The organism is Micromonospora sp. LOL_024 (assembly GCF_048060415.1).
Lineage (GTDB): Bacteria > Actinomycetota > Actinomycetes > Mycobacteriales > Micromonosporaceae > Micromonospora.
The window spans coordinates 719,779-732,105 of record NZ_JBHMIS010000001.1; the positions used below are offsets into that span (position 1 = coordinate 719,779).

The following is a 12,327-nucleotide window of genomic DNA, read 5'->3' on the forward strand; positions in this document are numbered from 1 at the left end:
GGCTGGTCAGTCGGTCAGCACAGCGGCCAGCTGGGCGACCGCGTGGTCGATCTCCTCGGCGGTGATCACCAGCGGTGGGGCGAGGCGGATGGTCGAGCCGTGCGTGTCCTTGGCCAGCACGCCCCGCTCCATCAGCCGCTCGCAGGCCACCCGGCCACTCATCAGTGCCGGTTCGATGTCCAGGCCGGCCCAGAGCCCTCGGCCGCGGACGGCCACCAGACCTTTGCCGATCAGCGCGTGTAGGCCGGCGTGCAGCCGTTCGCCCAGGTCGGCGGAGCGGCGCTGGAATTCGCCGGTGGCCAGCAGCCGGACCACCTCGGTGGCCACCGCGCAGGCCAGTGGATTGCCGCCGAAGGTGGAGCCGTGTTGACCGGGCTTGAGTACACCGAGGACGTCGGCGTCGGCGGCCACCGCGGAGACCGGCACGATGCCGCCGCCGAGCGCCTTGCCCAGCAGGTACATGTCCGGCACGACGCCTTCCTGCTCGCAGGCGAAGGTGGTACCGGTGCGGCCCAGACCGGACTGGATCTCGTCGGCGATGAACAGCACGTCGCTGTCGGTGCAGAGCTGGCGTACGCCGGGCAGGTAGCCTGCCGGTGGCACCACCACGCCCTGCTCACCCTGGATCGGCTCCAGCAGCACCGCGACGGTGTGTTCGTCGATCGCCTCGGCGAGCGCGGCCAGGTCGCCGTAGGGGACGATCCGGAAACCGGGGGTGTACGGCCCGAAGTCGGCCCGCGCGTCGGAGTCGGTGGAGAAGCTGACGATGGTGGTGGTTCGCCCGTGGAAGTTGCCCTCCGCGACCACGATGTTGGCCTGCCCGGCCGGTACCCCCTTGACCTGGTAGCCCCACTTGCGAGCCACCTTGACGCCGGTCTCGACGGCTTCGGCCCCGGTGTTCATCGGCAGCACCAGATCCTTGCCGCAGAGCGCCGCGAGTTCGCGGCAGAAGTCGGCGAACTGGTCGTGGACGAACGCCCGGCTGGTCAGGGTCAGCCTGTCGAGCTGGGCGTGGGCGGCGGCGATCAGGGTCGGGTGCCGGTGCCCGAAATTGAGCGCCGAGTAGCCGGCCAGGCAGTCGAGGTAGCGCCGGCCGTCCACGTCGGTCACCCAGGCGCCCTCCGCGGACGAGATCACCACCGGCAGCGGGTGGTAGTTGTGCGCGGTGTGGCGCTCCGCGTCCTGCATCGCGGCGGGAGTCCGCAGCATGTCCTCGATCACTGGCTTGCCTTTCCCTGACGGAGTCGCAACGTGCAGCACTTCGGGCCACCGCCGGCCCGGCGCAGTTCGGACAGGTCGACGCCGAGCGTCTCGTAGCCCCGGTCGCGCAGCTTGGCGGCCAGGCCGGTGGCCTGCTCGGGAAGCACCACGTGCCGGCCGTCGCTGACCGCGTTGAGACCGAGTACCTTGGCGTCGGCCATGGTGGCGTGCACCGCGTCCGGGAAGAGCCGGCGCAGTACGGCCTGACTGCCGGGCGAGAACGCCTCCGGCAGGTATGCCACGGTTCGCTCGTCGAGCACGTTCAGCGCGGTGTCCAGGTGGTAGAAGCGCGGGTTGACCAGCTGCATGGTGACCACCGGATAGCCGAAGACCTCCTGTAGCTGGGCGTGCGAGGCGTGCGCGGTGCGGAATCCGGTGCCGGCCAGCAGGTGATCGCCGGCCAGCAGGATGTCGCCCTCACCCTCGTTGACGTGCTTCGGGTCGTACATTTCGAAGCCGGCGGCCTCGAACCAGGCACGGTAGGCGGGGGACTCGTCGGCGCGCTGTGGGTCGCGGAACTGCACAGCCATCGCCCGGCCGTCGATGACGGTGCCACCGTTGGCGGCGAAGACCATGTCGGGCAGGCCCGGCAACGGGGTGATCTCCTCAACGGTGTGGCCCAGGTCCAGGTAGATTTGGCGTAGCCGTTCCCACTGGCGGACGGCGAGGTCGGTGTCGACTGGGGCGCTCGGGTCCATCCACGGGTTGATCGTGTATTCGACGGCGAAGTACGTCGGCCGGCACATCAGGAAGCGCTGGCGGGTGGCGTCCATCGTCATTGTCCTGCTCCCAGGGTCTCCGCGCGCCCGGCCTCCGTCGGCCCACGGGCTGGCGCCGTCGCTCAACCGTATGCGGTCCGGAAGAGCAGAACCCACCATCGGGCGTTGCGAAGGCCGTTGAATCATTGCGTTTGCGGCGACTTTAACGTCCGATCCTTGCGTCGACCGTTCGTGGCGGGCTGATACGGACGGTGCGGGGCGGCCGGGCGGCCGACGCTCTCTCGGCGCACAGTCAGGAGCCGGACAAACGTCAGGGGCGGCGAATCGCCGCCCCTGACGAGCCGTTTGCGCCCGGCTGGTGAACCACCAGCTGATCGGGCTGCGGCCGGTTCCGCACCGGCCGGCGCCGGTGAACCACCGGCGGCCGAACAGTGCCCGCTATATCCGATCGACAAACTGTGAGTCAAGCCACTCACGGAAGCGGACCACCATGTCGCCGTCGGTGGTCGGCCAGTCGTACTGCCCGGTCATCGCCAGCACGCCGATCACCACCGCGCCGAGGCCGAGGGCGATTCCCAGCAGGGCGTCGGACTTACCGGCGATGTGCCGCCGCCGGGTGGCCATCAGCCCGACAACGGCCAGCACCGCTCCGGCCGTGCCCAGCCCGATGCCGTACCCGGCCAGGGCGCCGGTGAGCACGAAGAGGACACCGGCGACACCGACGATCAGGCCGAGCGTGGCCAGCAGGCTGGCCCGGGGCCGAGGACCGACCGGCGCCGGCGGCGCATCGGGAACCGCGTCAGTGGCCGCGTCGCGCTCGGGTGTCGTGTCACTGGTCGTGTCGCGCTTGGCGGTCGTGTCACCGGTGGTGGTCGTGTCCCGGTCGTTGGTCGTGTCCCGGTCGGTGGTGTCGGCGGGGCCAGTGCGCTCGGCGGCGCGGCGGGCCGCCGTCGGGCTGCTGGTCGTCGTCGGGCTGGCCGTCGGGGTGTTGGTCGTCGGGGTGTTGGTCGTCGGGCTGGCCGTGGTGGGTCGGGCGGATGGTGTTCCGCGACGGTTCGCACCACCGTCGGCGCGCTTCTCGACCGGCTGCCCGGTCGCGCGGGGAGCCGTGGCGACCACCCCGTTCCGGTCGACGCTGGTGTCGTCGGCCGGCGACTCCGGTTGCTCCCGGCGCGACAGCGAAGGAAATTTCACAGCTTCACCTCCTGGTTGTGCGTGGGCGGCGGCATCAGCCCCGTATTCGCCAGCCACGCGGTAGCACCTTCGGAGGTACCCAACCCCCACCGAACTGACACCCACCGATTCCACCCCCGAATGCGCTCCGCGATCATGCAGGTGTGGTAATCGCCGGTGGTCACGCTGACGCCCCCGTCATCCTCGGCGCCGTTCCAGGATCGGCGGCGTGGGTTCAGCGGCTGGCCCGGACGGTGCTGACCTGCGGGGTCGGGCGGCGCGCGGGAGCCGGTCGGGGTGCCGGGGTCGGTCGGGGTGCGGGGCGTAACAGCGTGATGCCCGCGCGGCGCACGAAGATCGACCGACGGGCGACCGCCTGGCCCTTGGTGTCGAGTTGGTACCCGTCCAGCCAGCACCAGCCGTCGTAGGTGGTCCAGTTCAGTTCCCGGATCACCCGGAACAGGATCGGGGTGCGGAACTGCACGCTGGCCGCCTGGGCGACGCGCAGCAGGTCACCGGCGTTGAGGGCGCTCACCGCAGCCAGCCGAGGAACCGGCGGTGCAGTGTGCCTGCGGTTGACCAGCCCAGGTCGTGGCTGGCGGAGACGAGGCAGGCGCCCAGGTAGAGCGCCAGGGAGACCGGTGCCTGGTCGTACTCCGCACGCAGTTCGATGCGGCGGCGCGCGCACGGCCACGGTCGTCCGCATCCGGCGCAGCTCCAGGTGGGCACCACCGGCCCGTGGGCGGTCACCGTCCGCCGACCGGAGCAGGCGCCGCCGCGTCCAGGTTCTGCTGGGGTACGCGCATTGGGTGATCCTTTTTCGCAGGGTGTGCATCGGAAATCGCGTGTGGGTGGAATCCGGGCGGAGTCGATGGCCATTTCCACGTCAATTCATGACGGTTGCCGACATGGCCGGGACCTGCCCAGAATGTGCCCTACCGAACAGCTTGCGCAACGCTCCGCGCCGCCCTAATCTCGGCCCGTAATGGTGCGCGAGGAATGGCAACAAGGTGCGCGTGCCGGGAAACGTCGAGCGTTGCAGGAGGAGTGCGGTGATGTTGCATGACGGATGAAACAAGCGGGTCGACGGTGCCCCGGCGGCAGCTCGGGCGGCTGCTCACGCAGTTGCGCGAGGAGGCTTCGGTGACGCTCGACGCGGCTGCCGAGGCGCTGGACTGCTCGCGGCAGAAGGTCTGGCGCATCGAGAAGGGGCTGGTGCCGGTGCGGGTGGTCGACGCCCGGGTCATGTGTGATCGTTATCGGGTTCCGGAGGAGATGACGACAATCGTCACCGGCCTGGCGAAGGAAACTCGCGCCAAGGGCTGGTGGCACTCGTACGGTGATGTGGTGCCGTCCTGGTTCTCGCTCTATGTCGGCCTCGAATCGTCTGCCTCTCTGATGCGCCGATATGACTCCGAGCTGATCCCGGGCCTGCTCCAGACCCGGGAGTACGCCACCGAGTTGTTCCGTCGCAAGAACCCGACCATGACCGCCGAGGAGCGGGAGAAGCTGGTGGCGGTGCGCCTCCAGCGGCAGCACATCCTGGTCCGCCGGCTGCCCAGCGCGCCCACCCTCAAGGTGGTGCTGAGCGAGGCGGTGCTGCGCCGCACCATCCCCGACCGGCGGGCCATGGCCGAGCAGTTGCGGCACCTGCTCGACGTGGCCGCGCTGCCGAACGTCTCGCTGCGGGTGCTGCCGCTGGCCGCCGGCCCGCCGCTGGCCAGCGAGACCGGCACCTTCGTCCTGCTGGGTTTCCCGCAGGCGTTCGGTCGGGCGTCGACCGAGCCGAGCACCGTCTACCTGGAGAACATCACCGGCGCGCTCTACCTCGACAAGCCGGCCGAGGTCGCCGCCTTCGAGCATGTCTGGCACGACCTGGAGGCACTCGCCCTCGGTGAGGCACAATCAGGAAAATCGATCCAGGTGATCATCGAGGAGCATCATGACTGATCTTGCCGGTGCGTTCTGGCGCAAGAGCACCCGCAGCGGCGGCAGCGGTGGCGACTGCGTCGAGGTGGCCGACAACCTGCCCGACGTGGTGGCCGTACGCGACAGCAAGGACCCGCACGGTCCGGCGCTCGCCTTCACCCCCGCCCGCTGGTCCGCCTTCCTCGGCGAGCTGCGCCGCACCCGGCGCTGAGTGTCAGCAGGTGCCCTCCTTCCCGCTGGTCGTGCCGGGCGGTAGTTACGCTTGGTGGTTGTGCCAGAGGGACACACCATTCATCGGCTGGCCGCGCGGCACGCCGAGCTGTTCGGCGGGGACAAGGTGCTCGCCGCCAGCCCGCAGGGCCGCTTCGCCGAGGGCGCGGCCCGCATCGCCGGCACCGTGCTGGAAAGCACCGAGGCCTACGGCAAGCACCTGCTGCACCACCACGCCGGTGAGCTGACGCTGCACGTGCACCTCGGCCTCTACGGAAAGGTCACCGACGGTGAGGGCGAGCCACCGGAGCCGGTGGGGCAGATCCGGCTGCGGCTGAGTAGCGACCGGCACTGGCTCGACCTGCGCGGGCCGAACGCCTGCGAACTGCTCACGCCCCCCGAGGTGGCGGTGCTCCGGGCCCGCCTCGGCCCCGACCCGCTGCGCGCCGACGCCGACGGGCAGCGGGCGTACGCCCGGATCTCCCGCAGCTCGACGCCGCTGGCGGCACTGCTGCTGGACCAGTCGGTGGTGGCCGGCGCCGGCCTGATCTTCGTGACCGAGGCGCTGTTCCGTGCCGGCATGTCGCCGACCCTGCCGGGCCGGACGCTGACCCGCACCGGCTGGGAGACGATCTGGGCCGACCTGGTGGAGTTGATGACGCTCGCCGTGGCCACCGGCCAGATCGACACCGTGCGCCCCGCGCACCTGCCGCAGGCGATGGGTCGACCGGCCCGCGTCGACCGGCACGGCGGCGAGGTGTACGTCTACCGCCGCCCCGGCCAGCCCTGCCACGTCTGCGGCACCCCGATCAGCCGGGGCACCATCGCCGCCCGCAACCTCTACTGGTGCCCCCGCTGCCAGGCGTAGGGAGGGCCCCTGTCAACGCCTCAGGTACAGGAAGGGCCCCGGGTGGAGTGGGTGTTGGTCGCGGGTCAGTCGAGGAGCCAGCGGACCACGTCGACGTGGGCGTCGAAGACCTTGCCGCCGTCGATGCTCCAGGCCATCGTCTGGCCGATCGTCCAGCCGCGTACCCGCTCGCGGTCGAGCCCCAGCTCGGCGCTGAGCCGCTCCAGTCGGCGACGGACCGCCGCCTTCGAGTGGCCCAGTTCGACGCCGCGCACCATCGGCACCACCGAGAACTCCCGCTCGCCGACCATCGGCTTCGGGTCGATCACCAGCCACGGCTCGCGCTCCGCACGCAGCACGTTGGCGGCGTGCAGATCCTGGTTGACCAGCACCTGCTCGCCCTGGCTGCCGGCCAGCGCGGCGAGCTGGTCGAGCGCGGCGTCGACCAGCAGCCGCTCGTACGGCCGGCCGGCCCGCTCCCACTTGGTCGGGAGTCTGGCCGCCCAGCCGGCCGTCGCCTCGGCCAGTGACATGAACGGCTGACCGGCCGGCACCCAGAGCCGGGGGAGCAGCCCCACCAGCACGTCGAGAGCCTCGTCCAGCGGCAGCGCGTGCAGCGGCGTGCCGGGGTGACAGCGCTCGACCAGCAGCGCCCGCAGGTCAGGGTCGTGGGCGAGCAACCGGACGGCACCGTCGCCGTCCCAGCGGCGCAGCGCGGTCGCCTCGTGTTCGCTCTCCGCGTCGGGAAACTGCACCTTCAGCACCGCCGGGGTGCCGTCCGGTAGGTCGGCCGGCACCACCAGCGAGGCGAAGGCGTACCCGAACGGTGGCCCGACCCGCAGCGACCATCGCCGGGCACACGTCGCCAACCGATCCGGCAGCTCGGCCAACCACTCCGGGCCGCCCGGCGTGCCGCGTAGCCAGGTCAACTCGTCCGGGATCCGCAGCGCGTCGGTCATCGGCTCATGGTGGCCGAGCCACCCCGTCGCCTCAACCCGCTCAGCGCAGCCGGCGGATGTCGCCGTACGCCCGGTAGAAGCCGCCTCGGCCGGACTCGCGGATCTCCGTGACCAGGTAGCGCGCTCCCGGCTCGCGGATGCCCTTGGGGAACTGCACCGACCAGCCTCGGTGGTAGCCGGTGCTGAGCACGTGCACCCGCAGCCGGCCGCCCTGGTCGACGCACTCCACGACGACCCCGTCGCCGGTGTCGCCGACCACCTCGACCTGGCTGAACGCGGCAGGCTCGGGCAGCCGGGCCGGTGCTTTGACGTCCACCACCTCGGGCACACTTCCCTCCTGCGCCGCCCGGATCGCCGGTTCGCTGGCGTCGATGCAGGCCAGGTGGCCGCTGGTGGTCACCACGTAGAGGCGCTGCTCGTGGTACTGCATCGAGTAGGCCGAACCGCAGCCGGTGCCGAGCTTCCACAGTCGGGTGCCGTCGGGGGCGAAGCAGTAGATGGACGACTGGCTGTCGCCGGCGAAGACGTACCTGCCGTCGGGGGCGGTGGCGCAGGAGTAGACCGACGCGTCGGCGCGGTAGGCCCGGGAGGCGTTGCGGCCGTCCTTGTCGATCCGCACCACCTCGCGGGTCGTGGTGCCGGCGAACACGGCGTCGCGCTCCTGCCAGCCGAACAGCACCGAACCGGTGGGCGTGTGCCACAGCTCCCGCCCGGTGCGCCAGTCGTAGCCGCTGACTCCGGTCGAGTCGCCGTGGTAGACGGCGTCGGTGTCGCAGCGCACCATCCACGCCGACCGGCCGCGCCCGCCCCGGCGCCAGAGGAACTCGTCCTCGTGGTCGATGGCGGCGATCCCGCCGTGGGCGTCGGAGACTCCCAGCACACCGTCGTGGATGTCCAGCCAGTAGATGTCGATTTCGGGGGCGATCGCGTACGCCACGCGGGGGATCTTGCCGGAGAGGTCGTAGACGTTGCCGTCGTCGCAGCCGGCGTAGATCCAGGCGTCGTCGGCCACGATGCACTTCACCCCGTCGGGCAGACGGACCTGGTCCAGCACCCGGGCATCATGGTCGAGAGTGGTGATCACCCCTCGCTCGTTGCCCACCATGCAGGTGCGACCGTTGATGAAGATGCCGAACGCCGATGCGCCGGAGTCGTAGCGCCAGAGCACCGGGGCGGTGCGGGCGGCCGAGCGGGTGCTGACGATCTGCCGCCGGGATACCGTGCGCTTCTGCCGCACGCCGGGCACCGCCGGGGCGTACCCCTTGCGGACCTTCTCGCCGATCTTCTTCGCCGCGACGGCCCGCGCCCGCGCGTTGTCGGGGTAGCCGGTGGTCTTCACCTGGCCGTGGTCGCCGATCCGGCCGTAGCGCACGGTCAACGCGGCGTCGTCGACCACCACCTCGTAGAACTTGTGTGCTCCACCGTCCACTTCGGACAGTTCGAGGTAGGTCGTCTCCTGCGACATGGGGATCCTCCGAGGGGTTCGCGTCGTCCCTGACCGGGCGGCGCGCCCACCTTAACTGTCCCCACCGACAAGAACTCAGCGGGCGAGTGCGTCCACCGCCTTGCGGGCGGCGACCAGCACCGGGTCCCACACCGGGGAGTACGGTGGAGCGTAGCCGAGGTCCAGCGCGGTCATGTCGTCCACCGTCATCTGGTTCCACAGTGCCACGGCCAGCGTGTCGATCCGCTTCGCCGCCTCGGACCAGCCGACGATCTGCGCGCCCAGCAGCCGCCCGCTGGGGCGCTCGGCGATCAGCTTCACCGTCATCGGCCGGGCACCCGGGTAGTAGCCGGCGCGGCTGGTCGACTCGGCGATGACCGAGACGAACTCGAAGCCGGCGGCCCGGGCGTCGCGCTCCCGCAGCCCGGTGCGGCCCACCTCCAGGTCGCAGACCTTGGTCACGGCCGTGCCGATGACGCCCGCGAAGGTGGCGTACCCGCCGCCGATGTTGATCCCGGCGACCCGGCCCTGCTTGTTGGCATGGGTGCCGAGCGGAACGTGCACCGGCATCCCGCTGACCCGGTGCAGGGTCTCCACGCAGTCACCGGCGGCCCACACCCCGGGCGCACCGGTTACCCGCATCCGGCGGTCGACCCGGATTCCGCCGGTCGGGCCGAGCGGCAGGCCGGCCGCTTCGCCGAGCGCGGTGTTGGGGCGTACGCCGAGGCCGAGCACCACCAGGTCGGTCGGGATCGGGCCGTCGTCGGTGACCACCCCGGACACCCGGCCTTCGTGCTCGGTCAGCCCGGTCACCCGCACGCCGGTACGGATCGTCACACCCAGCCCGCACATCGCCTCGGTGACCAGCCGGGCCATGTCCGGATCGACGGTGGACATCGGCTGCTCGCCACGATCGACCAGGGTGACCGACAGCCCACGACGCACCAGCGCCTCGGCCATCTCGACGCCGATGTAGCCGCCGCCGACCACGACCGCGCGTCGGGGCCGCGGGTCGGCCTCCAGCCAGGCGCGCAACGCCGAGCCGTCGTCGAGGGTCTGCACCCCGAACACCCCGGCGACGTCGCCGCGAGCCCATTCCGGCTTCTTCGGGCTCGCGCCGGTGGCGTACATCAGGTTGTCGAACCGCTCGCGGACCTCGCCGCCGCCGTCCAGGTCCCGGGCGACCACCTCGCGGCGGTCCAGGTCGATGTCGACCACCTCGTGCCGGAGCCGCACGTCGATGGCGAACTCCTCCCGGTGTGTGGCCGGCGAACGGGCGACCAACTGCTCCCGGTCGGTCACCAGACCGCTGATCCAGTACGGGATACCGCACGCCGAGTACGAGGTGAAGTGCCCTCGCTCGAACGCGATGATCTCCAGGTCGTCCCGGCCCCGACGACGCCGGGCCTGCGCGGCGGCCGCCATGCCGGCGGCGTCCCCGCCGACGACGATCAACCGTTCCGTCACGGCACCACCCCTCCTGTCATGCCGGGCTCGTATCCCCGGGTCTGTCGTGCCACGTCCACCACCACATCCTCCAGTCGGCCGGTGCGTGCGTACACGGAACGCTGCCGCGCCGCACCGGTCCCGTGCCGGCGCAGCCCCTCCAGCAGAGCGGTCACCTCGGCGAGGTCGCCGTGCCGCTCCAGGGCCGGACCGAGCCGCCCGACGAACTGGTGCAGCAGGTCCCACGCCGGCCGCAGCTCGCCGTTGGTCAGGTCGACCGCCGATCCTTCGAGGCCGTCGTGGGCGGCTCGCCAGTGCGCGCCGACCAGCAATTGGTGATCGGTCGGCAGGGTCGGCCGGCGGCGATGTCGTCCATCGCGGTCGCCACCAACCCACGGACCAGCGCGGCGACGAGCACCGCGTCGTCCACCGTCGGACAGACGTCACCGATGCGCAGCTCGACCGTCGGATACCTGGCCGACAGCCGGCGTACCAGTAGAGCATCCCCTCGTCGAGCATCACGCCGCTGCCGATCAGCTGTCGGATCAGCCGTTGGTAGTGCTCGTGCGAGACCAGGTAGGGGGTCGGCGCCACCGACGGCCAGCGTTACCACTCGACCGAACGCCAGCTGGCGTAGCCGGTGTCCGCGTCCGTTCCTGCCGGGTCGGTTCGTCCGCTCCCGGTCGGCCGGCAATTACCCGCAGTGGTTGGCGCGGGAAACTCCCTGCCGGTCCGGCCGCCTGTGGCGAGGGGTGGGGTTCGCCGGACCGATCGATATTGACAACTGTGCTGGCGGGACGTACAACTTTTGAGAGAGCGCTCTCTCATCCGTCCCCAGAGAGGCCCGTCCAATGACACCTGCCCCGGCGGCACCCGCCGCCCCGCCTGCGCGACGACGCCGGCTGCCGCTGGCGTTGGCGCTGCTCACCGCCGCCACCACCGGCCTGGCCGGACTCGCCGCCACCGCCACCGCCGACGCCGCCGTGCCACCGCCCCCGCCAGGCTGGAGCCTGGTGTGGAGCGACGACTTCACCGGCGGCGCCGGAACCCTCCCGTCGTCCAGCAACTGGATCATCGACACCGGCACCAGCTATCCGGGCGGCCCGCCCAACTGGGGCACCGGCGAGATCCAGACCTACACCAACAGCACCGCCAACGTCAGCCACGACGGCGCCGGCAACCTGCGGATCACCCCGCTCCGCGACGGCGCCGGCAACTGGACCTCGGCGCGCATCGAGACGGTCCGCAGCAACTTCAAGGCCCCGGCCGGCGGGGTGCTGGCCATCGAGGGTCGCCTCCAGATGCCCAACATCACCGGGGCCGCCGCCTCCGGCTACTGGCCGGCGTTCTGGGCACTCGGCTCGCCCTACCGGGGCAACCACCACAACTGGCCGGGCATCGGCGAGTTCGACGTGATGGAGAACGTCAACGGGCTCAACTCGGTCTGGGGCGTGCTGCACTGCGGCGTCGCACCCGGTGGTCCGTGCGACGAGTTCAACGGCATCGGCGCCTCCCGGGCCTGCCCCGGCAGCACCTGCCAGTCGGCCTTCCACACCTACCGCTTCGAGTGGGACGCCTCGACCAGTCCGCAGCAACTGCGCTGGTACGTCGACGGGCAGCTCTACCACACGGTGAGCCAGAGCCGCGTCGGTGAGCCGTACTGGTCACAGATGACCAGCCACGCCGGCTACTTCCTGCTGCTGAACGTGGCGATGGGTGGGGCCTTCCCGAACGGGGTGGCCGGCAGCACGACCCCGACCGCGGCGACCGTGCCCGGCCGGCCGATGCTGGTCGACTACGTGGCCGTGTACAGCCGGGGTGGTGGCAGCACCCCGCCGCCGACGACGTCTCCGCCGACGACGCCGCCGCCCGGCACTGTGCGCGACGCCTACGCGACCATCCAGGCCGAGTCGTTCAACGCGCAGAACGGCGTCATCGTCGAGGCGTGCTCCGAGGGCGGGCAGAACATCGGGGCACTGCGCAACGGCGACTGGGTCCGCTTCGACAACGTGGAGTTCGGCTCCGGCGGGCCGCGTGACTTCGTGGCCCGGGTCGCCTCCGGCGCGGCCGGCGGGGTCAGCGGTCTGGTCGAGGTGCGGCTGGACAGCCCGACCGGCGCGACGATCGGCAGCTTCGCCATCGCCAACACCGGCGGCTGGCAGAGCTGGCGCTCGGTGCCCGGCAACGTCTCCGGCGTGACCGGGCGGCGCACCGTGTTCCTGACGTTCAGCAGCGGGCAGCCCAACGACTTCGTCAACGTCAACTGGTTCCACTTCCGCCGCTGAGGTGTAGGGAGGGCCCCCTGATGACGCCTCCGGTAGAGCAGGGGGCCCTTGTCAA

General features: G+C 71.2%; 13 protein-coding genes. 4 read left to right on the top strand and 9 right to left on the bottom strand.

The genetic code is table 11. The annotated features are described in order from the left end of the window. Positions 1-6: 6 nt before the first annotated feature. The 5 genes from rocD to ACFHWY_RS03540 all read right to left on the bottom strand — a co-directional run bounded on the left by rocD (position 7) and on the right by ACFHWY_RS03540 (position 3,902). Positions 7-1,221 carry an ornithine--oxo-acid transaminase gene (gene rocD, locus ACFHWY_RS03520; RefSeq protein ID WP_416578580.1) on the bottom strand — a complete coding sequence of 405 codons (1,215 nt, stop codon included), beginning with the start codon at positions 1,219-1,221 and terminating at the stop codon, positions 7-9. Beyond that, a complete protein-coding gene (ddaH, locus tag ACFHWY_RS03525) occupies positions 1,218-2,033 on the bottom strand; it encodes a dimethylargininase (protein WP_416578682.1) in 816 nt (271 codons plus the stop codon). The genes rocD and ddaH overlap by 4 nt, the downstream gene beginning before the upstream one ends. Before the next feature lie 384 nt (positions 2,034-2,417). Next, a complete protein-coding gene (locus ACFHWY_RS03530; protein WP_416578581.1) occupies positions 2,418-3,173 on the bottom strand; it encodes a thrombospondin in 756 nt (251 codons plus the stop codon). A 214-nt stretch (positions 3,174-3,387) separates the two neighbouring features. Continuing rightward, entirely contained in the window at positions 3,388-3,687 is a 300-nt protein-coding gene (locus ACFHWY_RS03535) for a hypothetical protein (protein WP_416578582.1), read from the bottom strand. After that, positions 3,684-3,902, bottom strand: a complete 219-nt coding sequence (locus ACFHWY_RS03540) for a hypothetical protein (RefSeq protein WP_416578583.1) — start codon at positions 3,900-3,902, stop codon at positions 3,684-3,686. Before ACFHWY_RS03540 ends, ACFHWY_RS03535 begins: the two co-directional genes overlap by 4 nt. 312 nt (positions 3,903-4,214) lie before the next feature. Here ACFHWY_RS03540 and ACFHWY_RS03545 point away from each other — a divergent pair, with 312 nt between their 5' ends. Genes ACFHWY_RS03545 through ACFHWY_RS03555 form a run of 3 tightly spaced genes read left to right on the top strand, consistent with a single transcriptional unit; the run spans position 4,215 to position 6,159 of the window. Beyond that, positions 4,215-5,102: a helix-turn-helix domain-containing protein gene (locus tag ACFHWY_RS03545; protein ID WP_416578584.1), complete on the top strand. Its 888-nt coding sequence runs from the start codon at positions 4,215-4,217 to the stop codon at positions 5,100-5,102. Further along, positions 5,095-5,292 (top strand): DUF397 domain-containing protein, encoded by a 198-nt coding sequence (locus ACFHWY_RS03550; protein WP_416578585.1) that lies wholly within the window; start codon positions 5,095-5,097, stop codon positions 5,290-5,292. Before ACFHWY_RS03545 ends, ACFHWY_RS03550 begins: the two co-directional genes overlap by 8 nt. Positions 5,293-5,352: 60 nt before the next feature. After that, a complete protein-coding gene (locus ACFHWY_RS03555; protein ID WP_416578586.1) occupies positions 5,353-6,159 on the top strand; it encodes an Fpg/Nei family DNA glycosylase in 807 nt (268 codons plus the stop codon). Between the two features lie 65 nt (positions 6,160-6,224). On the opposite strand, the gene ACFHWY_RS03560 is transcribed toward ACFHWY_RS03555, so the two are convergent. The 4 genes from ACFHWY_RS03560 to ACFHWY_RS03575 form a co-directional block, all read right to left on the bottom strand. Then, a complete protein-coding gene (locus ACFHWY_RS03560) occupies positions 6,225-7,097 on the bottom strand; it encodes an aminoglycoside phosphotransferase family protein (protein WP_416578587.1) in 873 nt (290 codons plus the stop codon). A gap of 40 nt (positions 7,098-7,137) precedes the next feature. Next, positions 7,138-8,562, bottom strand: coding sequence for a WGR domain-containing protein (locus ACFHWY_RS03565; RefSeq protein ID WP_416578588.1), 1,425 nt, complete (start codon positions 8,560-8,562; stop codon positions 7,138-7,140). Positions 8,563-8,637: 75 nt separating this feature from the next. Then, complete coding sequence (locus ACFHWY_RS03570; RefSeq protein WP_416578589.1) at positions 8,638-10,008, bottom strand: FAD-dependent oxidoreductase; 1,371 nt, start codon at positions 10,006-10,008, stop codon at positions 8,638-8,640. Then, positions 10,005-10,319 carry a hypothetical protein gene (locus ACFHWY_RS03575; protein ID WP_416578590.1) on the bottom strand — a complete coding sequence of 105 codons (315 nt, stop codon included), beginning with the start codon at positions 10,317-10,319 and terminating at the stop codon, positions 10,005-10,007. The genes ACFHWY_RS03570 and ACFHWY_RS03575 overlap by 4 nt, the downstream gene beginning before the upstream one ends. A gap of 519 nt (positions 10,320-10,838) precedes the next feature. On the opposite strand from ACFHWY_RS03575, the gene ACFHWY_RS03580 reads away from it, so the two are divergent. Beyond that, on the top strand, positions 10,839-12,272 hold the full coding sequence (locus ACFHWY_RS03580) for a carbohydrate-binding protein (RefSeq protein ID WP_416578591.1): 1,434 nt from the start codon (positions 10,839-10,841) through the stop codon (positions 12,270-12,272). Positions 12,273-12,327: the final 55 nt, after the last annotated feature.